This is a genomic window from Botrimarina mediterranea, from assembly GCF_007753265.1.
Classification (GTDB): domain Bacteria; phylum Planctomycetota; class Planctomycetia; order Pirellulales; family Lacipirellulaceae; genus Botrimarina; species Botrimarina mediterranea.
In genome coordinates this window covers 3,675,252-3,699,680 of the sequence record NZ_CP036349.1, presented here as the reverse complement: position 1 = coordinate 3,699,680, position 24,429 = coordinate 3,675,252, and the positions used below count along the sequence as shown (strand labels likewise).

19 protein-coding genes are annotated in these 24,429 nt (G+C 60.6%); 6 read left to right on the top strand and 13 right to left on the bottom strand.

Annotated features, from left to right (window positions below; translation table 11 throughout):
- Positions 1–450: 450 nt before the first annotated feature.
- Positions 451–1,191: a hypothetical protein gene (locus Spa11_RS14175; protein ID WP_145113347.1), complete on the top strand. Its 741-nt coding sequence runs from the start codon at positions 451–453 to the stop codon at positions 1,189–1,191.
- 181 nt (positions 1,192–1,372) lie between these two features.
- On the opposite strand, the gene Spa11_RS23005 is transcribed toward Spa11_RS14175, so the two are convergent.
- Positions 1,373–1,570: a hypothetical protein gene (locus tag Spa11_RS23005; RefSeq protein WP_197529403.1), complete on the bottom strand. Its 198-nt coding sequence runs from the start codon at positions 1,568–1,570 to the stop codon at positions 1,373–1,375.
- On the opposite strand from Spa11_RS23005, the gene Spa11_RS14170 reads away from it, so the two are divergent.
- From Spa11_RS14170 to Spa11_RS14160, 3 genes are all read left to right on the top strand, one after another.
- Complete coding sequence (locus Spa11_RS14170) at positions 1,569–1,958, top strand: PEP-CTERM sorting domain-containing protein (protein WP_197529402.1); 390 nt, start codon at positions 1,569–1,571, stop codon at positions 1,956–1,958. The two genes, Spa11_RS23005 and Spa11_RS14170, sit on opposite strands and share 2 nt — an antisense overlap.
- A 423-nt stretch (positions 1,959–2,381) precedes the next feature.
- Complete coding sequence (locus tag Spa11_RS14165) at positions 2,382–3,722, top strand: hypothetical protein (protein WP_145113343.1); 1,341 nt, start codon at positions 2,382–2,384, stop codon at positions 3,720–3,722.
- A 438-nt stretch (positions 3,723–4,160) separates the two neighbouring features.
- A complete protein-coding gene (locus Spa11_RS14160; protein ID WP_145113341.1) occupies positions 4,161–6,179 on the top strand; it encodes an amylosucrase in 2,019 nt (672 codons plus the stop codon).
- On the opposite strand, the gene Spa11_RS14155 is transcribed toward Spa11_RS14160, so the two are convergent.
- On the bottom strand, positions 6,164–8,329 hold the full coding sequence (locus Spa11_RS14155; RefSeq protein WP_145113339.1) for an HAD-IIB family hydrolase: 2,166 nt from the start codon (positions 8,327–8,329) through the stop codon (positions 6,164–6,166). The genes Spa11_RS14160 and Spa11_RS14155 overlap by 16 nt on opposite strands.
- Before the next feature lie 176 nt (positions 8,330–8,505).
- Between Spa11_RS14155 and Spa11_RS14150 the strand changes: the two genes are divergently transcribed.
- On the top strand, positions 8,506–9,450 hold the full coding sequence (locus Spa11_RS14150; RefSeq protein WP_145113337.1) for a carbohydrate kinase family protein: 945 nt from the start codon (positions 8,506–8,508) through the stop codon (positions 9,448–9,450).
- Between the two features lie 183 nt (positions 9,451–9,633).
- Here the strand turns inward: Spa11_RS14150 and Spa11_RS14145 are convergent, their stop codons facing one another.
- From Spa11_RS14145 to Spa11_RS14120, 6 genes are all read right to left on the bottom strand, one after another.
- Positions 9,634–9,999, bottom strand: a complete 366-nt coding sequence (locus Spa11_RS14145; RefSeq protein ID WP_145113335.1) for a response regulator — start codon at positions 9,997–9,999, stop codon at positions 9,634–9,636.
- Positions 10,000–10,057: 58 nt separating this feature from the next.
- Positions 10,058–10,549, bottom strand: coding sequence for a chemotaxis protein CheX (locus tag Spa11_RS14140; protein WP_145113334.1), 492 nt, complete (start codon positions 10,547–10,549; stop codon positions 10,058–10,060).
- A gap of 48 nt (positions 10,550–10,597) precedes the next feature.
- Complete coding sequence (locus Spa11_RS14135; protein ID WP_145113332.1) at positions 10,598–11,665, bottom strand: protein-glutamate methylesterase/protein-glutamine glutaminase; 1,068 nt, start codon at positions 11,663–11,665, stop codon at positions 10,598–10,600.
- Between the two features lie 28 nt (positions 11,666–11,693).
- The gene (locus Spa11_RS14130; protein ID WP_145113330.1) at positions 11,694–12,557 is read right to left on the bottom strand and encodes a CheR family methyltransferase; all 864 of its coding nucleotides are present in this window, start codon (positions 12,555–12,557) and stop codon (positions 11,694–11,696) included.
- 123 nt (positions 12,558–12,680) lie between these two features.
- Positions 12,681–14,279: a methyl-accepting chemotaxis protein gene (locus tag Spa11_RS14125; protein ID WP_197529400.1), complete on the bottom strand. Its 1,599-nt coding sequence runs from the start codon at positions 14,277–14,279 to the stop codon at positions 12,681–12,683.
- A 94-nt stretch (positions 14,280–14,373) separates the two neighbouring features.
- Entirely contained in the window at positions 14,374–14,877 is a 504-nt protein-coding gene (locus tag Spa11_RS14120) for a chemotaxis protein CheW (protein ID WP_145113326.1), read from the bottom strand.
- A 740-nt stretch (positions 14,878–15,617) separates the two neighbouring features.
- Here Spa11_RS14120 and Spa11_RS14115 point away from each other — a divergent pair.
- A complete protein-coding gene (locus Spa11_RS14115; RefSeq protein WP_145113324.1) occupies positions 15,618–17,594 on the top strand; it encodes a chemotaxis protein CheA in 1,977 nt (658 codons plus the stop codon).
- 26 nt (positions 17,595–17,620) lie between these two features.
- On the opposite strand, the gene Spa11_RS14110 is transcribed toward Spa11_RS14115, so the two are convergent.
- From Spa11_RS14110 to Spa11_RS14090, 5 genes are all read right to left on the bottom strand, one after another.
- Positions 17,621–19,303 (bottom strand): FAD-dependent oxidoreductase, encoded by a 1,683-nt coding sequence (locus tag Spa11_RS14110; RefSeq protein WP_145113322.1) that lies wholly within the window; start codon positions 19,301–19,303, stop codon positions 17,621–17,623.
- Positions 19,300–20,409: a DUF1559 family PulG-like putative transporter gene (locus Spa11_RS14105; protein ID WP_145113320.1), complete on the bottom strand. Its 1,110-nt coding sequence runs from the start codon at positions 20,407–20,409 to the stop codon at positions 19,300–19,302. The genes Spa11_RS14110 and Spa11_RS14105 overlap by 4 nt, the downstream gene beginning before the upstream one ends.
- Before the next feature lie 71 nt (positions 20,410–20,480).
- Positions 20,481–21,839, bottom strand: a complete 1,359-nt coding sequence (locus Spa11_RS14100) for a PEP-CTERM sorting domain-containing protein (RefSeq protein WP_145113318.1) — start codon at positions 21,837–21,839, stop codon at positions 20,481–20,483.
- A gap of 93 nt (positions 21,840–21,932) precedes the next feature.
- Positions 21,933–22,997 carry a hypothetical protein gene (locus Spa11_RS14095; protein ID WP_145113316.1) on the bottom strand — a complete coding sequence of 355 codons (1,065 nt, stop codon included), beginning with the start codon at positions 22,995–22,997 and terminating at the stop codon, positions 21,933–21,935.
- Positions 22,998–23,181: 184 nt separating this feature from the next.
- Positions 23,182–24,336 (bottom strand): AraC family transcriptional regulator, encoded by a 1,155-nt coding sequence (locus tag Spa11_RS14090; protein WP_197529399.1) that lies wholly within the window; start codon positions 24,334–24,336, stop codon positions 23,182–23,184.
- Between the last annotated feature and the right edge of the window lie 93 nt (positions 24,337–24,429).

Sequence of the window (24,429 nt, the reverse complement as noted above, 5' to 3'; positions counted from 1 at the left end):
GATCCCGACTCGCAAGCGATCAGCAGATCGAGCTTGATGTCTAAGCGTACTCGGATTTGCTCGGCGAACAGTTACTTGAAAGAGCAGGCCCAAATCGTCTGGAATTTGGTTGCAATTATTCTAGGTCTTGATATTAATGGCTGAAGACCACGCCATTCCTCTGCCTGTGGCCGCAGTCGCCCGTCCTCGTTGGAGTAGCAGCTAATGATGAATGACTTTGCGACTTCATCTTTATCTTGGGGCCGCCGAATCACGCCGTCTTTCGCCGCAGCGCCCTTGGCTGCCCTAGCGGTGGCGGTCGGCGCAATGGGCTTCTTCAGCCCCCCCGCCCTGGCGCTGGAACTTGCCTACTCTTTCGAAGCCGGAACCGATGGCTTCGGCCCCAACCCAACCGGGGGAGGCATCGCGGTATCTCAGGATACGATCGGGGCCACCGAAGGCGCAGGCTCCTTGAAGGTTGCAATTGACGACGGTCAGACCTTCGTCGGCGCCCTGGCGAGTGAGCTCGCACCATCTGTAGGCGATCCGCCGGGACTCGACTACTTCCTGGTCGATATCACGATCACCGAAGCCTTCACAGGCACCTTCGCCGATCTCGGTGTGGCGTTCTTTGGAGACTCGCAGCCTGACCGTCCGGGCGGTCAAGTGGCTGGACAGCAGGTTCAATTCATCCGTGACCAAGTGCCGATCGGCGCGCTCGAGCCCGGCACGCACCGGAATGTCTTGCTCGACCTGACCCGCGGCAATTTCCACCCGCTAACTTTCCAATTCCCCGTCTCATTCAACGACGCTTTCGGGACGCTGGGGAGCGGTGTTGATGACCTCATCCCTACCGGATTCCAATTCTACGTTAACCTGTCCGGAGGTCCGATCACGGTCTACTTTGACAACGTCCGCACCGGTCAGATCTTCGAGGCCGATTACAACGGCGACGGCGTCGTCGACGCCGCCGACTACACTGTGTGGCGTGATCACGTTGACCTCGAGATTGACGAGCCGGCGAGTTTCTTTGAAGGCGACGGGAACGGTGACGGCGTCGTTGACAACGCCGACTACGACTACTGGGCCGATCGGTACGGCCTTACGTCTGTTGGCGTCGACCAGTCAGGGATCGTCGTACCCGAGCCCACGGCGATTTGCTTGCTTGTCACTAGCGGCTTTGGCTTGCTGGCGGCTTCTCGGTATCGGTGAAGTAAGTTGCGATCGATACATGCGGTTATTGGCACAATCTGTCCCTTACGATTTTGCGAAATTCGTCTAAGCCAGGCGACCTCGTTTTGACACCGGAGAGACTCATGAGATTCGTCACGAAAGCTTGTTTAGCTGCGATTCTGGTTTGTGGAGTAAGCGGTGCTGCGCAAGCTCAACTCCTCTATTCGTTCGAAAGTGGGCTCGACGGGTTCTTCCCCACCAGCGGCGCGATAACGGCAACCGCCTCGGCGACGGGAGCCACCGATGGATCGACTGCTTTGGCAATTTCGATGATTACTCCCGCGACTTTCGAGGCCGCTCGGACTGAGACGGTCATTCCGGCGGCATTGGCTGATCCCCCGGGGGTGTCGGCGATCATGTTCGATCTCACGATTGAAGAAGCCTTCGCGGGCGGGTTTGCGAGCCTTGGCATCACGACATTCGGCGTCGCCGACGGCCCCACCTACAATCAATTTCAGTTTGCTGAGTTCGTTGCTCTCGAAGCGCTTGCTCCCGGCACATACACCGATCTATCGATTTCGCTTGAGCAGACCTTCGGTGGCGGCCCGTCCTTCAATGACCTCTACGGCAGTGAGCCCGGCGGTTACGCCGCCACTGGCTTCCAGTTCTTCATCAACAAATCGGGCACCGCTCCGATCACGGTCTACATCGACAACGTCCGCGCTGTCGTTCCGGAGCCCGCAACGCTAGGTCTGCTCGGCCTGGGGCTGATTGGGGGACTCGGAGTACGGCGTCGGCGAAACTGAAGAAACCTATTAAACTTGGGTGTCGACCGGAGCGGTGCGGTAGGGAAGCTCTCCCAGCCGCGCCGCTCCGGTTTTTTATTGAGGAGCCAAAGTGCTTCTATATGACCCAACGACGCTGAAGTCTCAAAGTCACTTCGTCCTCTCGACCAATGGCTGCGAAGCGACACAGGTTAAGTGTTCCCCGGCGCCGACGTCATTTTCCGATGGTTCCTTTCCAGTGCTTCCCTTTCCAACGCTGTAAGAATGGAAGCGGTTCAATTGTGACCAATGCGGCCGCTCGATGAGCAATGCGGTCGCTTTGCTGGTAAGTGAATCCGTTGCAGCAGCCTACTGCAGGTGATTTGGGAGGCTTGGCAAGGAAGTTGCCCACGGCTGAATCGTCAGACTTCTTATCCCAAGCATTCCTTTAACGGAGCCGCTGTTGTGAACGAGCACGTCCACGAAGAAATACAAACCAATATCCCTCAGCCTGTTGCCGTGAGTTGGGGCGCTATTATCGCGGGCCTTTTCGCCGTTCTGTCTACGAGTTGGCTCCTCTATCTGCTTGGGGCGGCGATTGGCGTCAGCGTTACCGATGTCGCCGATGACACGATGATGAACGACGGACTCCCCGAGGCTGCGATCGTCTGGATGCTGCTGTCGTCGCTAATTGCCTACTTTGTGGGATCGGCTTTGGCGTCGCGAATGGCCAACACTGTCGATGAGGCGGTCGGAATGATGCACGGCTTCGTCGTGTGGAGCGTGGCGACGGTCGTGATGGTGTGGCTAAGCTATCTCGGGGTGAGTTCGCTTCTGCAGACTGGCGCTAGCGTCGTGCAGACCACGGGATCGGCGGCCACGACGGCCATCTCGGCGACCGCGCAGGGGGTTGGGTCTGTGGGGTCTGCGGTTGGATCTACCGTCGCATCTGGAGCTGAAGGAGCTACGGGCCTCTTTTCGTCGGTCGCCGATACAGAAGCATTTCAAAGGATCGCATCGCGATTGAATCGCCGCGCTGCGGAGGCTATAGCCTCGGTTGACCCGGAGGGAGGCGCCGAGGTGTCAGCCGAAGACGTTCGTAACGCGATCAATGACCTTGACGCCGAGACGCTCGATCAGGTTCTGGCGGACCTCGCTGACAATGATCAAGATAGCGCTGCGGGGTTGATTGCCGACCAGACGAACCTGAGTAGAGCTCAGGCCGATGAGCTCATCTCCGGCGCCTACACAGAACTGGAGGAGCGGCTTGGCGATCCCGACGATGATCAAAGCCTTGCTGAGGACCTGCAATCACAGCTCGCATCGAACGTCGCAGGTGTGATCGCTTCGGCAGATGCCCGAGGTGGGGCGGAAGTTTCTCGCGAGGATATCGCGGAGGCGATGGAGCAACTGGATGCTGAAGCGATGGAAGAAGCGGCCTACTACCTGATCCAGGGCGAAACCAATTTGGCGACCGATCTGATCGTTGAGGAGACTGACTTGAGCCGCGCCGAAGTTCGAGCTCTCGTCAGCGGTATTCAGAGGACTTACCGCCGTCAGGTCAATCGCCTAAGCCAAACTATGACCGGCACTTTCGATTCGATGGCCGAGACAGCCGACAAGACGATGGATGAGGTTGTCGAGACGGTTGATGAGTCAGTCGAAACGGCGTCTTCGTACGCTCAGCAAGTGCTTTGGGCGTCATTCGCCGCAGCGGGACTTGGGCTAGCGGTATCGGTACTTGGTGGCTGGTGCGGCGCCGATACACATCGTCGCATGTATTACGACGTTCGCAGTCGCACTTGAGCGGATAAGCCCCCTCCATCGCCGTGAGGGAGGGGTGGGTAGGTCATTGCGACGCAAGCCTACACGGATCCTGGCCCCTGTTCAGCTACCACTTATACGAAAGGTACTCCATCATGCGCTTTGGACTTATTGGAACGGTCATCGTTATCTTGCTGATTGCAGCTCTATTGCAGAACGTAGCCCTAGGGGGTATCGGAGGGATTGTCCTCTTAGTGCTGATTGTCCTGCTTCTGATGGGTCGACTGTGAGGGTGCATGGTTGCGATCTCCGTGGAACGGCAGCCAGAGGACGTTCGCCCTGGGCGCCTCGCTGTTGCTGAGACGGTCGCAGCAACAAGTTGCACGTGATGGCGGACCGACGGTGTCCCGCATCTTAATAGCGCCGTAGGATATTGGGACGAAACGAGCATACCTCCAGACGTTCCCTACCGCGTTGACCGTGCAGCACTTCGATTCCGACCTAATTTCGCGTTCAGAAACCACCCTTAGGCGGCTCTGGCCGAGGCTAGAGGAACGCTTCGGCTCGCGGGTTGATGCGTGGGAGTGGGAGACGTTTCAGAAACGGGTCGAGACCCATTTCGCTTCGCTCTTCGCGCCGCTGTTTGCACTTTATGGCGAGCAGTATGACTTTTTTTTTCATCTCGAGACAATCTTGCAAACGATTGCCGAGGCTTGGATTGGACGGGATTCTGAACTGCGAGCGCTCGACGCTTTGAGAGAAGAGGATCCAACGTGGTTTCAGTCGCACCGGATGGTGGGTGCGACGTGCTACCTAGACCTTTTCGCTGGTAATTTCGATGGCTTGCGGGAAAAGTTGCCCTATCTCAAGGAGCTGGGCATCACTTACCTGCACCTGATGCCTATTTTCCGGTCCCCGGAGGGCGATAACGACGGCGGATACGCCGTAAGCGATTACCGTGACGTCGATCCGGCGCTTGGCGTCCAGGATGACCTACGGAAGGTCGCCACACAGTTACGCCAACATGGAATTGCGATCGCCCTGGACTTCGTTCTGAACCACACTTCGGACGAACACATCTGGGCTAAACGCGCGCTGGAGGGTGACGCTAACTATCAAGCGTACTACTGGATGTTTCCAGACCGGTCATTGCCCGACGCCTACGAACGCAATCTACACGATATCTTCCCGGACGATCACGATGGCTCGTTCACCTATCGTCCTCGGATTAAGCGTTGGGTCTGGACAACCTTTCACACGTACCAGTGGGACTTGAACTACTCGAACCCGGCCGTCCTGCGGCAGATGACCGAGGAGATGCTCTTCTTGGCGAATGTCGGGGTCGAGGTGATCCGAATGGACGCCGTTGCATTCCTCTGGAAAGAGCTCGGCACCGACTGCCAAAACCTTCCCAATGCGCACAATGTTCTCCGAGCCATGAGCGCTGCCGCCCGGATTGCGGCTCCGGCTATCGCTTTGAAGTCCGAAGCAATCGTCCATCCTGACGAAGTTAGCAAGTACATTCACCCCGACGAGTGTCAGCTCTCTTACAATCCTCAGCTGATGGCATTGCTTTGGGACGCCCTCGCCACGCGAAAGACAAATGCGTTGCGGTCGGCAATGGAGCAGCGCTTCGCCATCCCCGGCGGGTGTGCGTGGGTGAACTACATCCGCTGTCACGACGATGTAGGGTGGGCGTTCTCGGACAATGACATCGAGGCGGCGGGGTTCGACCCGCGAAGTCATCGACGTTTCCTGACCAACTTTTACACTGGCCAGCACGAGGGAAGCTTCAGCCGCGGCCTGGTCTTCCAAGTGAATCCCGCTACTGGCGATGCACGGGTTTCGGGAATGACGGCCTCGCTCGCCGGCCTCGAACACGCCTTAGAGATTGGTGATGAGGAAGAGGTGGAACTCGCGGTCCGCCGGATCACCTTGCTTCACGGCGTCATCGTGACGATCGGCGGCATGCCGCTGATTTACCTCGGCGATGAAATCGCCATGACGAACGATTACCGGTTCACCGAGGACCACCAGAAGTACACCGACTCGCGATGGGTTCATCGGCCGCCGTTCAACTGGGAGCAGAGCCGCCGTCGGTACGACAGCGACACGCCGGAGGGCCGTGTCTACGAAGGCTTGCTTCGGCTCATTCAACTGAGGACGCAGAGCCCGGCTTTTGATCGGGCCGAGACGGAGTTTGTTGATGTGGGGAACGAACACATCTTCGCGTTCTTCCGGAGCCGCGACGAGCATTCGGCGTTGGTTATAGGCAACTTCTCCGAGCATCCGCAGTCGATTGAGGCGAAGAGGCTGAGGAATCTCGGCCTGAGAAAGACGGTGGTCGACATGTTCCGCGGAGAGGTGATTACGGCTGGACAGCGGCTCGACATGGAGCCTTACCAGTTGATGGTGCTGGTGACAGGCGCCCAGCATGGGATGCAGCAGGACCGTCTCACAACGAGTCCCCATGCCCAGGACCATCAGACAAACGAGTAGTGGCGGAGCCCTTCGAGGATGCCAGCAGCGTAGGCGGTGTTCGCGAAGTAGACCCTGGTCGCCTTCTGTTGGCGGAGTTGGGTCAACTCGGCGTCATGATTGGCGACAACGATGCCGGCAGTCTTACCTTGCAGCATGTCGAGATCATTCCCGGAGTCGCCTGCTGTAGCTATGTCTTCGATCCTTAAACGCCACTTGTCGGCGAGGTACCTGACCGCCTTCCCCTTGGAGGCCCGATGGGGGAGCACGTCGAGGAACGTTCCGTGCGAGAAGACCAGCGAGTAGCTGCTCTTGGTCGTCGCCAGGACTTCGCGGACTTTGCGGAGGGCGCTGTTCCTATCAACTTGGCTGTCGAGGTCGTAGCTAATCTTAAACTCACGTTGGGCGAAGTCGCGTTCCTGCAGCGTCAAGAAGCTTAGCGACGACAGGGCGTCTTCGATCTTGTCTCGCTGCCATCGTGCACGCAGTTTGCTGGCCCAACCGCGGTCGGGGGTGAAGTCGGCCCCGTAGTAAATCTCGGCCCCAACGGAACAGATTGCGACATCGACCTTCTCGATGCCCGCGTGTGCGAGCGCCTCACGGGTCAATTCGATTGAGCGGCCCGAGGCGATGCCGAAACCGATCCGGTCGCGATGCTCGTGGAGCACATCGCATAGCGTCCGCATCGCGTCGTCGTCGCCCAGCAGCGTATTGTCAATATCGGTAATGAGAAGTCGTTCAATGCTCGCCATTCTTTTTCCCACGGCTGGCGGCTCTTCACCGTCCGACCCCTTCACACGGGCGGTGATAAGCGGCGTGATTTCCTCAATGAATCGGTCGGCATGCGTCGCCCAGCTGTAGTGCTCCCGCACCTTGTTGACGCCGTTGCTCGACATCCGCTCCCATGCGGACTTGTCGGTGAGCACCTTGAGCATAGCGTTGGTGACCGCCGTGTGGTTGTTGACATCTACGAGCAGCCCGCTCTCACAATTTGCCGCGATGTCTTGCGGGCCCCCATTGTCGGTCAGCACGAAAGGGAGACCAACGGCAGAGGCCTCGATCGCCGTCAGGCCAAACAGCTCGGTGAACGCGGTATTGACGAAGACGCCTCCCGATGCGGCGGCGAGTCGGTAGAGCTCCGGGACATCGAATTCCGAGTCGTGGTTCTTCGGGATCGCCATCTTCCCGTAAAGATTGTAACGGTCCATTGCGAGCAGCATGTCGGTGAGAACGACCCGTTCGTTCTCCGGCATTTCCTCGATGTTGTTGCGAATCCCGGCGAGGATTACCAGATTCGCAATGGCTCGCAACTGATTGCTGCGACCGTATGCTTCGATCAGGGCGCCGATGTTCTTACGTCGGTCGGGTCGACAAAGGGCGAGGATCAGTGGCTTGTCCTGCTCGAAGTGGAAGCGGCTTAACTCATTCGACATCCGCACGCGTGCTTGCTTGAACCGTTCGTCAATTGCGGCTCCGGGGAGATCGTAGTCGTAGTAAGGGAAGAAGCGGTCGAGGTCCGTGCCCGGGGGTATCACCTTGAAGTTAACGTCGGTGCGGCTCGGGTAGAGTCCCCACTGCGACGACTTCTCGTGCCGGGTGCTTGTCACGATCAAGTCCGACACGCCAAGGCAGTCTTGCTCGACTGAAATGCGTTCCTCGATCGCGAGCGTCTTGTTCGCTTGCTCAAGAGTCCAGCCCTCTTCCAGGAGGTACTCGAGCTTGCTCTTTCCTAGTGAATGTCCCGTGAAGACAAAGGGAGATCCAAACGCCGCGGCTACCTCCTTCGCAATATAACCAGCGTCGGCATAGTGCCCGTGAACCAGGTCGGGCAAACGACCTTCGGCACGCGTGAAAGCGATCATCGCATCGACGTATTCGTCGAGATGGGGCCAAAGCTTCTCTTTCGGTAGGTAGCGGTTTCCGCCACATGGCAAACGGACTAACCGACAGTTGGGCGCGATATCCTGGATTGGCTCCGAGTATTCGGCATCGACACGTTTGTCCTTGATGCGCCGCGTAAAGAGATCGACCGCGTCGACCTCCGGGTGCTCGCTCAGGCTCTTCGCCAGCTCCAGGACATATCGAATCTGACCGCCGGTGTCCGCGTCACGTCCCATCTCGATGTTGCAAGGGCGGATGAGACCGTGGATGCTAATGAGCTGTAGGTACATTTGTGCCATTTGGAAGCATTTCGAGCGGAGATCGGCCCGGTTGGGCGGATCTCAACCATGTGGTAGCGAGGCCTGATCCTCTAGGATATCCGATTGCCGCTACCTCTCAACGTCGGTAACCATCCTTCTGGGTTGTATCGCACCACGCTGCACTTTCTGATTCGCAGGTCTATCCAATGATGCAAATTACTGGCCCTTTGGTCGTCGGGCTCGGCGAGGCTCTATTCGACTGCTTTCCTGACAATCGCGTTCTCGGCGGAGCTCCGTTGAATGTCGCCATCCATGCAAACGCCGTACTACGGCCTCAGGGCGGCCTGGCGACTCCGGCGACACGCGTCGGCGTCGATGCTCTTGGAGACGAGGTCCTGGCAACGCTGCAGGAACGCGGCGTTGCGGTTGATTGGGTGCAAAGAGACCCAGTGCGACCGACAGGGCGTGTGGATGTCCAGCTAGATGAGGATGGCGACGCGAGCTACAAATTCCAGCCCGATTCTGCCTGGGACGCGCTTGAATTGACGCATCAGTTCGAAGAATTGGCTCAACGATGTGACGCCGTCACCTTCGGCACGCTCGCCCAGCGAAGCGAGCCGAGTCGCCAAGCCATTCAAGGATTCCTTGGAAAGGCCAAGGGAGCGCTCCGCCTCTTCGACGTTAACCTGCGTCAGGATTTCTACTCAGCGGAGTTACTGAGCGAATCTCTTCATCTTGCCACGGCAGTCAAGGTGAACCAGGACGAACTTAGAATCCTCGCTGGTCAATACAGCGGCAAATCGAGGGAGGAAAGCAGCCTCGCCGCAAACGCAGAAGCGATCCGTTCCGAGTACGGGCTCGAGTGGGTAGCTGTGACGCGAGGAGCAAACGGCGTGGCTATGGCGACGCCCGAAGGCTGGTTTGAGGGCGAAACGCCAAGTGTTACTGCTGCCGCAGAACCAAATGCTGACACCGTCGGCGCCGGAGACGCTTGTTGTGCGGGTCTGCTGACAGGCGCCCTACTCGAATGGCCGACCGAGCAGACTCTACGGTTAGCAAATACTCTTGGCGCCTTTGTCGCCTCTCGTCCGGGGGCCACGCCAAGACTCCCGGAAGAGATCATTTCAATGGCTTTCCCTGGCAGGCAATGAGGGAGCCGTCAGTCGTGAAGTAATCGCCTCTGCTACTTGTTGTGCGATACATCGTCCGACAGTCTGCCGCTACGGAGTGTGTCATTGGCCGTCTGAATCACTGGCCCGACATGACTCTGAGCGACGATGTCGCATCGTTATGGTTGGCTCGTCATGGAGGCGTGCGATCGACGTTGTATTCCTCTAGACCGCTGCAGGGCACCATTTGCCGACTTTTTCGACGATCATCACCTGCGTGAACGGCTTGACCATGTAGTCGCTTACGCCGTTGGCGATCGCTTCCATGACCTTCTCTTTCGAGCCTTCGGTCGTGGCCATGATAAACGGGACAGCGCCGTGCTTAGCTCGGGTCTCCTTGAGGAACTCCAGGCCGCTCATATTCGGCATGTTCCAGTCGCTGAAGATCAGATCGACGTCGCCGGCTTCCAGAGCCTTCAGCGCTTCGACGCCGTCGCCGGCCTCGACGATGTTCTCGACACCCATCGAGGCGACCGCCTTCTTTACCACGGTACGGAGCATCGCCGAGTCGTCAACAATTAAAACTTTCATGGCCGGGTCTCAGATCACAAGAGTGGAGTGAATTTGCGAGGGCAGGATTGGTAGCAGATCAAAACGACGGCTTAACGAAGCCAAACTCGATCAAAAACGGGCCGATCTCCGAGTCGTAGCCAACCCGCATCGGTGTCGAGAGCACTGGAAACTCAACCGAGTACTCTCGCCCGCGGATCACGTTGGGCAGACCCAGGTTGAGGCCCATTTTGAGGCGGTCCTTGGCGCTACCGCCAACCATGTTGGCCAGCTCGCCGACGCCATCGACGACCATCTCGTCGACCTTGTTGATGTCCATGCCGAGGATCGTCCCGACTGCTTTGATCGCCGTTGATTCGGCGAAGCTGAGCACGATCGACCCCTTCACGACGCCCGAAATGCCGATCACCGCCGACAGCTCGTACAGTGGTGTGTTCGGTTCGCGGAGCGTGAGCGACGTGCGGACCGGGTTTACGCCGATCATGGTTTGGAAGGTGTCGGCAACCGCGGACAGGACCGGGTTCATCACCTTGGTCGCGAGCTCGGCGTCAACCGGGGCCGTGGTAGACATGGTGTGTCTCTGGGTTTAATGGGGGGAGTGACCGGAGGTCTTGTCGGGTTAACGTGTCAACGCGGTGGGCCGTGAACCCGGCAGGGCATGGAGGATGCCGCGAGATATCTTGTCGAGCGGGAGCACGCGCTCGGCGCCGCCTGCCTCGAACGCGGCCCGCGGCATGCCGTAGACGACGCACGTGGCCTCGTCCTGGGCGATGGTGTGCGCCCCGGCGTTCCGCATGGCGACCAAGCCGCTGGCGCCGTCGCGACCCATGCCGGTAAGGATCACGCCGACGGCGTTGTTCCCCATCTGCTGGGCGACGGAGTGGAACAGCACATCGACCGAGGGCCGGAACCGGTTAACGGGCGGCGTCGAGTGGAGCGTCACGGACATCGTGGCGCCGCTCCGTTGGAGCTTCATGTGCTGATCGCCCGGGGCCAAGAGCGCGCGGCCCTGCTGGACGCGGTCGCCGTTCCGGGCTTCGCGGACGTTGATCGCGCAAGCGCCGTTGAGACGCTCGGCGAAGGACGCCGTGAATCCGACCGGCATGTGTTGCACGATGACGATGCCCGGCGAGTCGGCGGGCATGTCGGTGAGCACCTCCATCAGCGCCTCGGTGCCCCCGGTCGAGGCGCCAATCGCGATCACCTTGTGCGTCGCCGAGAACCCCAGACCCGACGGCCGAGGACGCGGCGCCGACGGCCTTGCCGGACGCCGGCCGCGGATGCGTGCGGTGGCGGCGGCCTTCACCTTTTCGCGGATCTCGCGGCCAAGGACCGCCGTGCGAGCGGCGACGTCCATGGCCGGCTTCGAAACGAAGTCAACTGCTCCCGCCTCGAGGGCGCGCATCGTCACGTCGGCGCCGCGCTCGGTGAGCGACGAGACCATCACGACAGGCATCGGGCGGTGGGCCATTAGTTTCTCGAGGAAGGTGACGCCGTCCATCTTCGGCATCTCGACGTCAAGCGTCATCACGTCGGGGGCGAGCCGTTGGATCATCTGCCACGCCTTCTCCGGGTCGGAGGCGGCGCCGACAACCTCGAGCTCGGGGTCCTCGCCGAGCAGCTTGGTGAGGACCTGCCGCATCAGCGCCGAGTCGTCGCAGATGAGCACTCTGGTTTTCTGTGGCACTTCGATTCACTCCCGCAGAGTCGCGGCGTTATTTTTTGCAGAACACGGTGTTGCCCAACGGGACGAAGCGTGTGTTGGCGGATGTGTGGTTACTCTCGGCGTGCCCGAGGAAGACATAACCTCCCACTTTGCACGCCGAAGAAACGGTTCGTAAAACCCTAGCTTGCGTTTCGGCGTCGAAGTAGATCATCACATTGCGGATGAACACAGCGTCGAAGTCGATGCCGGTCGGCATGGTGTCTTCGGTGAGATTGAAACGCTCGAAACGCACCAGCTTGCGCACGAACGGTTTGACCGCGAAGCAACCCGCGAAGTCGCCGGTCCCGCGCAGCAGATAGGACTTGTGGTACTCGAGCGGAATCTCCTTCAACAGCGTCGATTCGTAGACGCCGTGCCGGGCCTCGTCGAGCACCTTGGTGTTGATGTCGGTTGAGAGCACCTCGACATCCCAAGAAGCCAGCGCCTTGCCGAAGTGGTGGGCGATGCACATCGCGATCGTGTACGGCTCCTGCCCCGTCGAGGCGGCGCCGCACCAGATCCTGAGCCGCCGCCTGCCGCCGCGATTCGCACGCTCGCTGATTTCCGGCAGCATCTTCTGCATCAAGAAATCGAAGTGGTGCGGCTCGCGGAAGAAGTGCGTCTTGTTGGTAGAGATCGCGTTGATCAGGTGCTGCAGCTCGACGCCATCGGGGTCGCTGTACCTGACGTGTTGGTAGTACTCCCAGAGGTTTGGGAGCCCGAGCTGACGGACCCGCCGCGCCAGACGCGACGCAACAAGGGTCCGCTTTGAGTCGGAGAGGTAGATACCGCTGGTATCGTAGATCAGGTCGCGGAGCGGGACGAACTCTTCTTCCGTCGGGACGATAGCAGAGTTGGTGGGGCGGCCGCACATGGTGGCGATCACTTGAGTTGCATCTCTTGCGGGGGGATTTGATTCAGAGTCGCCAACTGGCCAGGGGCGTCGGCTCGTAGCCGGCGCCCCTGGCTTCGTCTAGCTGGCGTTAGCGTTCAACAATCAGAACTCCTCGAAGCCGCCGTCGGCGCCGGCGCCGACCAGCACCGGCTCTTCGTCGTACGACGGAGTCGGGGCGGGCTTCGACGACTTCGTCGGCTTCGCGGTCCGAGCAGGCGCCGAAGGCTTCGACGACCTCGGAGCGACGTGGGCCGCCTTGATGCGGGACGCCCCGGTACGCGATGGCTTCACCGCTTGATGGTGCGAATCGTTCGTCAGATTAAACTGAGCGACGACACGTTGCAGGGTTTCAGCCTGATCCGTCAGCGACACCGACGTGGCTGACAGCTCTTCGGTCTGAGCGGCGTTGGTCTGCGTCACCTGGTCGAGCTGCGTCACAGCGACGTTCACCTGCTCGATGCCGGTCGATTGCTCACGCGACGCGGCGGCGATTTCGCCGACGATGTCGGTAACCTTCTTGACCGAGTTGACGATCTCCTCGAGCGTCGAGCCCGACTTGTTCACCAGATCGGTCCCCTTCTCGACCTTGCCGACCGAGTCTTGAATCAAGTCCTTGATCTCCTTGGCCGAAGCGGCGCTGCGCTGGGCCAAGTTGCGGACCTCACCGGCGACGACCGCGAAGCCGCGGCCCTGCTCGCCGGCACGGGCGGCTTCGACCGCTGCGTTGAGGGCCAGCAGGTTCGTCTGGAAGGCGATCTCGTCGATCGTGGTGATGATCGCAGCGATCTTCTTCGAAGCGTGGTTGATCTCGCTCATCGCGGTGACGCACTCACCAACGACCTGGCCACCCTTCTCGGCGGTCTGGCGGCTGGCGTTGGAGACCTGGTTGGCCTCGTCGGCGTTGTCGGCGTTCTGACGCACCGTCGCGGTGATCTCCTCAAGACTCGAAGCGGTCTCTTCGAGACTTGAAGCCGACTCCTGGGCGCCGGCGGACAGGTCCTCGGCGGCGCCGGAGAGCTGTTGCGAAGCGACGAGCACGATCTGGGCGATCTGATCGACTTCCAGCAGAGCGGTTGCGATCCAGCGAGCGATGTACCAGCCAAGGGCCAGAGCGGCGGCGACCGTGGCGATGATCACGCCGATCACCAGCATCGACGCACGCTGGTAAAGAGCCTGGCTAGCCTGGAAGGACTGCTCAGCGACAGCCGTCTTAGTCTCCGACAGTTCTGTGAAGACGTTATCGAGTTGATCCGCTAGCCCGCGCATCTTGGCCACACCCGCGGCGGCTTCTTCGTTCTTGTTTTGAAGAGCGAGGTCGATCACGGTCCGGGTGGCCGTGAGGTACTCGGGGATGATTCGCTCCACCGACGAGATGGTTTGCCGACCCTTCTCTGTGTAGAACTGCTCGCTGGCAGAAGCGAACTGCTCTTGGAAGCCCGCGACGATTGAGTCGTAGCTGGCGCCCACTTCCTTGAGCTTATCCATATCCGTCTCAATGATCGAGTTCCGCACGGCGCGGCCGATCTTGATCAGGCTGGTGTTGGCTTCCTTAATGTTCGAGAGGCCGACCAGCTCGCGGTTGTAGAGATTCCCCATCGAATCTTGGATCTGGCCCATCTGGTTCATGGCGAACCAGCCCTGGGCGCCACCGGCAGCGGCGACGATGGTAAAAGCGAGCAACAGCTTCGCTTTGACAGACATTTTCGAAATCATTCTTGGTTTCCTCGTTTGAATCAGCTGGAAGGATTGGGTGTGGGGCCGCTGTCGCGACCTATTGAATGACGTGTTGAATGCTTTAAGCGGCGATCTCTTCGAGCACCTCGGCTTCGGCGCCGATGAGCTTCGAAAGGTCGAGCAGCATCACGAGCTTGTCGTTGACTTTGCCCATGCCGGTGAGGTACTGCTCTTCAATGCCGGACGCGAGGTCGGGTGTGTCGCAGATCGCATCGGTGGGTATGTCGAGGACGTCCGACACGGTGTCAACCAGAAGGCCGACGACGCGCGAGCCGACATTCACCACGATGATCACGGTGAACTGATCGACCTCACGCTCGGGCATGCCGAAGCGCGCCCGCAGCTCGATGATCGGGACCACGGTCCCGCGGAGGTTCATCACGCCCTTCATGTAGTGCGGCGTGCTGGGGACGGGCGTCAGGTGGTCGTAGCCCTTGATCTCCTGCACACGCAGGATCTCGATCCCGTACTCTTCGCAATCGAGCTTGAAGGTCAGGTACTGGCGGTTGTCGCCGCCCAACGGGGGCTGCGTCTCAACCGGCCGTTCTGCGGTCGCGGTTTCCATGGTTCCTCTGCTGTTGATAGGCGAGTCGATGGGGGGAGGCACAAGGCCTCTCTCAGCAATCGTGCGAACCTCGCCTTACGAGAGCGAAGTGGGTCGCTGATTACGCAGGGAGCAGCTTGGCGTTACGCACGTCAATTGATGCTCTCTATGTGAAGGAAGTCCGGCAAAGCTAAGTTGCTGTTCGGCGGCAAACCGACGGGATTTCCGCAAATCGCGGCGACGCGGTTGCATCGGGCCGACCTTTCGTTCGGTGTGCGAACGCCGAGCAGCAGCGACGCGTTGAATAACGAAGCGATGCGGTTGCGTGTTGAGATCGTGGCGCAATAACAACTTGAATAAGTCTGCATGAAGAGACCGTGACCTCTTTGCGCAGGCATGAGCAACGTGACGAACGCTTATCGATCAGGCGTTGAGAAGCAGGCCTTCATCTTGCTGTGCCCACAAAACGCCGTCGCTCGAGTGCATGCTTATGCGTTGCTACGAGCAGCACAGCCGTGCGATACCGATGCGAGCGGACTGCGTTCGAAGCCGCCGACGTGATTTCCGCAATTGATTTTGGCCGCTTAACGACCTGCGCGCACGCTAACGCCACCTAAGTTTCTGTCGCCTGAACCGCCATGTGGTCCGTCATGGGTCACGTCCACACTCCGCCTTGATGGGGTTTGTTGGTAGGTGAAGCTTACACAAACAACCAGGCGGCCCCGCTGCAACGGCCGCATTCCACGGAGTCACTCACCGTCATGCTCACCGCCGCCGAAGAAGCCAATGGCCGCCTACGAGGCTTGCTCAATCTTGTACGTTCGGGCCAAGGCTCTACCGCCGCATTCATGGCGTCGGAGCTAGGAACACTCGCCGGCGACATCGACTCTTGTGACGAAGCGGCGAACCTCGTTGCCGAAGCGGCGGCGACCGTTACCGAACGGGGGTCAACAGAAGAAAGCGGCGATTCTCTTGCCGAGTATCTCGAAACAGCCCTCGCTCGTTTCGAGCAACTCCTCGCCGAGGCCGAGGGGACGTTCGACGAAGAATCGACCTGCGATCCTGTCGCAGAAGAACTGCCCGAAGTCGATTACTCGTTGCTCTCGGCCTTCGTTCAAGAGTCGCGTGAGCACCTCGAGGCCGCCGAACCCTGCCTGCTGAAGCTCGAAGAGAACCCTTCGGCGAAGGACGACCTCGACGCCGTCTTTCGCGCCTTCCACACGCTCAAGGGTGGCGCTGGCTTCTGTGGGTTGGTCGCGATCGGCCGTGTCGCCCACGAAGCCGAGACGCTGCTCGACTTGGCCCGTCAAGGGAAGGCCTCGCTGCAAGGCGAGGCGATGGACCTGTCGCTCCGCTCGATCGACGTGTTGAAGTCGCAAGTCGACGCCGCGGCGGAACTGACGCCCGAAGACGGCAACCTGCAGATGAGCCCCGAAGCGGCTTCGTTGCAGAACGACCTCCGCGCGGCAGTCGAGTCGATCCGTTCCGGCAAGCAGATCGCCGAGCGAGTGGTCGAGGCGAACGCCGCCAGTGCGGAGCCGGCCGGCCGCACCGCGACAGCCGCCGCTGCTGGCGAGACGGTGCGTGTCGATCGCGACCGGCTCGATAGTCTCATCAACTTGATCGGCGAGTTGGTGATCGCCGAGTCGATGGTGGCGGCGGGCGCCGTTAAGAACGGCCACTCGAACGAGAACACCATGCAGCTCAACAAGATCACCCGCGAACTGCAGGAGTTGAGTCTCTCGCTGCGGATGATGCCCATCCAGGGTCTGTTCCAGAAGATGGCCCGCTTGGTACGCGACCTCTCTAAGAAGCTCGACAAGCCGGTCCGCTTCGTCACCGAAGGGGGAGAGACCGAACTCGACAAGAGCGTCTTGGATCAAGTCGCCGACCCGCTGTTGCACATCGTCCGTAACGCCGTCGATCACGGCGTCGAGGCTTCGGGCGCCGACCGCGTCGCGGCCGGTAAGGAAGAGGCGGCGACAGTGACGCTCCGCGCGTTCCACCGTGGCGGGTGCATCCACATCGAGGTTTGCGACGACGGCCGCGGCCTCGACCACGAGCGGATTCTCAAGAAGGCCGTTGAGCAAGGACTCGTGGCGCCGGACGCGTCGCTGACGCCGGATCAGATCAACCGCCTGATCTTCCACCCCGGGTTCTCAACGGCGGCGCAGCTGACGGACGTCTCGGGCCGGGGTGTGGGGATGGACGTTGTCATCCGCAACGTCGAAGCCCTCCGCGGCAGTGTGTCAATCCAGACCAAGAAGGGCGAAGGGACCAAGATCACGCTCACGCTGCCGCTGACGCTGGCGATCATCGACGGCATCATCGCCAAGATCGCCGGCCAGCGTTATATCTTCCCGACGCTCGCCATCCGCGAGCAACTCCATCCGTCGGCGGTGAACATCCAGACCACGCCCACGGGCGGCCAAGTGATGCTGGTGCGTGGGCGGACGTTGACCCTGCACTCGTCGCACGATTTGTTCGGGGTGCACAGGTCCTTCGACACCGATTTCGACGAGACGGCAACGGATAAGCAAGGAATCATCATTGTCGTCGAGGAAGGCGACAACCTCGCTGGGGTGTTGGTCGACGAGGTGATCGGCCAGCAGCAGGTCGTCATCAAGTCGCTCGGCGAGATCGTCGGCGAAGTGCCCGGTGTCGCCGGCGGCGCGGTGCTACCCGACGGGCACATCGGCTTGATCGTTGACGTCGGCGGGATGCTGGCTTTGGCTTAGACGCTCGGCGACGTGCCACGGCGGCGCTAGCGATTCGGCAGCGTCCAATCGACCGGTGTACGTCGGGATATCTTCATTCGTAGTCTCTCGTAGTCGTCCAAAACTTCGATTGTCGTCAGGTTGTTTTGGGCGATATGGGCCGCCACGACGCCGCAGGCCGTGCCGCTTGACCACTCGATCGGGTGCAATCGGGTTGCGCTATTGGCTAGGAAAGTCTGCGCCATGGTCTTGCCGGCGACCAATAAGTTGTCGAAGCCATCGTTGGTAAGGGAACGCAGCGGCAAGTAGAACGGCAGCGTAGGGTGGTTCTCAAGCACGTGCGGCGGGTACTCGTATCCGACCAGCGGATGGATGTCGGCCGGGTAAGCACCCAGGGCTACCCGATCAGGAAAGACGGTTCCGGTTCGGCTTACGAGATCGTGTTCGTCAATCTGGCCGACCAGGTCGCTGAGCTTGAGCACGAACCCCCCTGCCCCGATCGATCGACGGGTATCGCGGACGTAGGGCAGCTTCGCAAGACCATGCCGCGTGCCTAGGCAGGCGCCGTCAAGCGTAAACTGGTCGGGGTCCAACGGTTCGGGAGCGGCACGGCGGAACCAATCGTGCCATGCAAACGCTCTTCGCTCGGCGGCGGCGAGAACGTTGATAGCCACGCCGCCGCACCAGTCATCGCGCTGAGCCGCTGTCTCTTCTTTCGAAAGGAACAGATACCCAAAGGGGAAGTCGTTGCCGCCTTCGTTGTGCCGCAGGCTGTAGCCCCAGTTTTGCAGCGAGAGCTGCCCTGGCGCAGCCGATGAGCCGTCACCGAGTACCCGCCGGTAGGTCCATATCTTCTGCCAAGCGTCGGGTCGGTTGCAGTAGTCGCCAAAGCCAAGACCCTCGACGGTCCTGAATTGGGGGTGCATGGCGACCGGCTTTGCATGCATCCTCTGAACAAAGCAGTAGACCGTTGATTGGCCTAGTGTATCGTTGCCGTCGAGTGAGTCCTCGGAGACCTCAGCGCCTTGCAGGTAGGGAGCGTCCGACAGGGCGAGCAACTCCCCCCACTCGCTCGCGTCGATGAACACACTGCCTTCGAGCCGAAGTGTCTCTTTAGTGAACCGCCGCGAGTCGTCGGGCGAGTACCAATCCTCGATCTCCTGAGAAGGGAGTCGGTCGTAGCTATCGACGTTGAGACGCGGGGTGCGGCGGATGGCCTCAAGCGCCGTAATACGGCGACCGTTAGTCTCGGCTCGCTTGACGACCGTATCACGAAAGATAGACAGCCGTGGGGCGAGTTCGTGCTCCCGAGGCACGAGGAAGGCGTCTAGCAGTTCCTTCGGCTCGAAGCAGTAGCGACTCACCCAGCCCCCGCCGGGATTGCCGATTGCCGCGAGGGCGTCACGGAAGAATGGCGTCATGTTGCGCGGGTCACGTGCGACTCGCGCGACATCAAGTAAGAGCTTCCCATCGTCGGCGACAACTTTGTGCCATGCCTCGTCGATAGCGGGTACGCCGGACGAAGTAAGCTGACCGCCAATCCAGTCGGTGGGCTCGACAAGGGCGACGGACGCGCCCTCCTCCGCAGCGGCGAAGGCCGCGGCGAGAGCCGCGGTGGAGCCACCCGCAATTACAACATCAAAGCGGAGTATCGACGGGCGTTCGCCAGACGCCGCATCACAGGTCGAGGTCGCCAACGCGACCAACAGTGTGAGGAGAAGACGCTTCAAAGCGAACCGGCCTCTCCGTCACGGCGATTGAACAGATTGATGTACTGCTCGAAATCGACGTCGTAGTTCAAGAAGTGGACTGACCCATCTGCGTAAGCGCAATTAAGCCCGGCGGGGTGAGCGGCGCCCATCGCCATGCCCGCCTGTGGGCAAGTGCTTGACGGCGTGGCGTTTCCCTGGCAACCTCGCAGGCTGACGTCGAGCTCGCTGTCGGGTGTCGGAGGACAAACCGAGGACCTCACCGTGTCGGGGTCCCAGCCATCCGACCAGCCGCGGTCGTCATACCACGAACTCTGCTGATACCGCGTTGCATCCACCCGCTTTTCGGCGATCATAGCGGTCTTGCTTGTTCCATCGGTGACTTTTGCAAAGGTAACGCGAGGCTCGTGTTTCATTTCGAGAGATGCGAATCCCCCACCAAACGCGCTACGGAACAGGCCGCTTTGGATGATGACGCCGTTATACTGGGATTTCACGGATCGGTTCGGCGGGGGCGTTCCGACACCGGGCGACGACCATGCGGCGTTGAATCCCCAAAAGTAGCGTCCCGTGTTGCACCACGAGCTACCGCTATTGTGATTGAGGATGTCGGCGTCGAAATCGACGCCAAGCTCTGATGCTTGACCGCGCGCAGGGATGGCGTTAACGGCTGCGTAATCGCTAACGTAGCCGGTCACAGCGCCGCTGTTGGCGTCGACCGCCTGAGTTACCCCACGGCGTGACGGACAGTTGTAGATCGCAACGGGAGTGTTACGGAGTTGGTCGGTTGAGTTGATCCCGTAGACCGCTCCCTCCTCAAGGAATGGGAGGATCTGAAAGGCCCAGCCAAGGCCCTGATCGGAGGCGCCGAAGGGCTTGCCACCCTCGGAATAGGCCTCGATCTGAGGGAACGATCGGATGCCGCCGGTTGGGAACTGCCCAGCCGTGTCGTGGTGGTTGATACACCCCAGTGCGATGTTCTTAAGCTGACTCGTGCATTGGGTGCGCCGAGCGGCTTCGCGCGCCGCCTGCACCGCAGGGAGCAAGAGCGCGACGAGAATGCCGATGATGGCGATCACCACTAGCAGCTCGACGAGAGTAAAAGCCTGACGCCCTACCGCTGTCATCCGTTGCCTCCGATTTGTCCCAGCAAGGCGTCGTGCCTGTCGGTGAGAGAGGTGAATCCCTGAAACGACGACTAACAGCGACGCGCCACCCCTACGGCCGCCGCCAAGGCAAACAACGCCAGGGCATTGGGTTCTGGGACCGCAACGCTGATCGCAGACGAGGTCGCACCGTAGTTGTCGGCCCACGCGGCGTAGTCTTCCGCATCCACAACGCCAGGGCTCACCGTCTCGTTTTGCAAGGGGCCGCCGTCGCGCCAGACTGTGTAGTCAGCAGCGTTTACGGCGCCGTCCCCGTTGTAGTCGCCCACAAGTGGCTCGACTTCGAATGGCCTGCTGAAGGCGTAGATCGCGCCGTTAGAATGGTCGGCGATGTAGAGCACTTCGTTGACTGGATCGAAGCTAAAGTCGTAGATGCCGTCAGTCGATCCGGCGGTGGTAAAGGGTGTCACGCCGTCCGAGTTGAGAAACGTCAATGAGACCGGGACACCGGCCGGATCGAGGCTGAATGGCGTCTCCCCGTCGAAGCCGGCGTCGGCGTCGAAGGCGAGCACTTGGCTGTCGAAGGAAGCGAGTGTCGGCGCTGAAACTCTAGTATTGGTGATAAACACCGCTTCGGTCCCTGTGAACGACGCCGGGAGGAATTCGATGTTCAAGGCAGACCGATTCGAGTCTTGCAGCGTGGCAAAGTCGCCGCCGGCGATCTGAGAGAAACCCGCTGTGGCGCCCAATGAGTTCAGCGTCGTGAAATCGTCAACGGACCCCTCCAGCCTCTGCCCGCCGAGTACGCCGTTGGTAGCGCGGAGGTAGAGATCACCCGTCTCGGAATCGAAGTCGATGTCTCGGAAGCCGGTCCCTGTCGGGGACCCAGCAAAGAGAGTGGACGGGTTGTCGCTCGCGCTGGTGAGCGTGTCGGCACTCAGAACCGTTGGGAGCCCACCACCAAAACCGGTCAACCAGACGTTGCCGGTGATGGGGTCGATGGCCGCGCCGTCGATCCGTGAGAGCGAGGGGCCGGGTCCTGGCCCGGGGAGGCCCCCCGGATTGGCTTCGTAGCGGAGCGATCCAGTGGCGAAGTCGAAGACCTGAACGAGGTCGTTGACGCCACTGTTGTTGCTGGCCGCGACAAGTGTGGTCCCATCAGTATCGAGAGATACGTAGCCGTTCCCTCCCAACACGAGCGTCCCCGAAAGCGTCCCGGCATTCACGGGCGAAGTGAGCGGATTATCGATACGCGTGATTGTCCCAGCCGAAAAAAGGCTGCCGACGAAGAGAGAGTCTCCGTAAGCAGCGACGGACCCGGGGTTCCCCGTGCCTAACGTGAAGGCATCGAGAGTGCTACGTAGTTGCAGAGTGACCTGTGCGATGGACGGGATCGCCGAGGCTACTACCAATGCGACGGCAGCGGATCGAGTAAGAAGCGATCGGGTCATAGCGAGACTCGTGTAGTTGCAGAGGTCAACGGTGCGGGAAGCGAAGCAGAAGGGAGGGGCCGACGCTTGCGCAAACGGCCCCTCCCACTCGGATCAACGCCGACGCTTCAACAGCCCAGACAGCGCGGGGGCGAGCAGCAATGCCGTACTCGGTTCGGGGACGTAGCGGAACACGTGGATCTGACTCGCCGAGAAGTCGCTGACGTACAGCAGTGAATTCACTGGGTCGTAGCTGAAGTCGTAGATGCCGCTATCGGCCGCGGTGGTCGTAAAGGGCGCGCCTGACTGGGTGACGAACGTCGCCGGTACGACTCCATTAACGGTGTTTGCGTCGTAAACGCGGACTTGGTCGGCAAAGGAATCGACTGCGTCGCGGCGGTTGAATATCGCGACGGAGGGCGCGCCTAAACTCGACGGGACGTACTCAACATTGATCGCCGAGTTGAAGCCGTCACCAACCGTGGCGCCGAAGGCGATTGCCTGCACACCGGCGGTCGTGTTGTCCAGTTTTACGAAGTCGTCAAAGCCATTACGCTTGCCGACCGCTACGCCGTTGACCGCGCGAAGGTAGATGTCGCCCGTAGCGCTGTCGAAATCGAGATCACGGAAACCGGTGCCAGTTTCTGAGACAAACAGGTTGGTCGGCGACATGCCTGCGTCGACGCCCGTGGTCGGATTGAGCACCAACGGCAGACCCGAACCGAAACCGGTCACGAAAATGTTACCCGTGTTTGGGTCCACCGCAGCGCCGTCAAACCGTCCGCGGCCGTAAACGGCAGGACCGGCGGTGAAGTTCAGTGCATCAGTCCCGAAGACATACGACTCGACGACATCGTTGACGCCAGCGTTGTTCGACGCGGCAACAAGGGTAACTCCGTCGGTGCTAAGGCTCACCCGGCCGTTCCCAGCAAGTGCAGGACCAAAGGTACTTGCGACGGTAGGTGTTCCGAGGGGGTCGGTGATCCGACTGATCGATCCGGCAAAAAGGCTGGCCACATACAGTGTGTCACCGTGGGCGGCGACAGAGCCTGGCACTCCAACGCCAAGGGCGGCGGCGTCAAGTTGCGTGACGAGTTGGAACGTCGCGGCGCTGGTGAGGGCTGGGGAGTGCGACATCGCTAGCAGGGCGACAGAACAAAGTTTCAAGGTGCGGATCATTAGGCGTCCTCGTGATGGGGAACAGGCTGAGCAACAGACAAGAAGGACACACCCGCCGTCGCAAGGCGAGCAACTGCACAATCCAAAGTAACCGCGCTAGAGGATCGCCGGTAACGCAGGTGCGGTATTTTTTCCATCGCATGCGACAGGTGGCTGTGTGATCGTCGGAGCCATCCCAATCAAACTAGCCTTTGCCCATCCGGCGACGGTAGGACAATGGCGTCACCCCGTACGCCTTCCGGAAGGCCGCGCCAAACTGGGTGGCCCCGGCATAGCCACTAGCCTCCGCGACTCCTTCGATCGAGAGTTCCGACTCAACGAGTAGTTGCCGGCCGCGTTCAAGCCGCAATCGGCGCAGCTCCTCTGCCGGGAGTCGCCCGAGGCGTTTCTTGAACTGGCGTTCGAGCTGCCGCCGAGCGACCGGCACTTGGGCGAGAACGTCCTCGACGGTAACGCCGCTGTACGCGTGCGTTTGCATGTAACGGAGAGCTTGAACTACCGCAGGGTCGTCTACGGCCAGAAGGTCGGTCGATTGGCGTGCGATGACACGATCGGGGGCGATCAGCAGTGGGGCCTCACGTGGCGCGCCGCCGCTCAGCCGAGCTGCTAGTTGCGCCGCGGCTTCGTAGCCGATGCGTCGGCTGGCGACATCGATGCTCGACAGGGGGGGCGAGCAGATCTCGCAAGCGAGTTCGTCTGCATCCCCAGCAAGGATCGCGACCTGATCGGGGACCGAGAGGCCCTGCGCAGCAGACACTTCGGCGAGGTCCTTGCCGCGTTTGGCGTCAATCGCCAGCACCGCTACGGGCGAAGGAAGCTGTTCGACCCAACGACCGACACGACGTCGATGCTCGTCGCGGCTCACTTCTCGACCGACTCGATAGCCGGGCCGGTACTGCACGCAGTGCAGGCCAGCGGCCTCGACAGCGGCGACGAATGAATCGCCCCGGCGTTTGGCGTAGTCGCGGCTGGGCGGAGCGTACAGTGCAAAGTCCTCAAACCCTTTGGCGCGAAAGTGGTCTAGTGCGAGCCTCGCCCAGGCCACAAAGTCGGTGACTACCGAATCGACCCGAGGGTCGTCTACGAACAGGTCTCCGACATCAATGACTGGCGCCTTTCGCGCAACGAGCTGCCGCAAAATGAGCGGTGTCGCGACACGGGCAATGACCCCATCCACTCGTAACGAGTCGGGGAGCGGCCAATTGGGGGCCCCCTCGTGCGACTCGACCAGCAGATTCCAAGGCCCGAATTGTTGGGCGTAGCTCGCAACGCCGCGGAGGACGTTGCGGCCCCAACTGGTGTCGGTCTCAACGAGGACGGCGACTTCAGGAATGTGCACGACGGCGCTCGACGAACGAGTTAACGGCCATGAAAGGCAGCGTATCGAGAGGATAGGCGGCGGGCGTCGCGGCTGGTACGGTCTCTCTGCCGC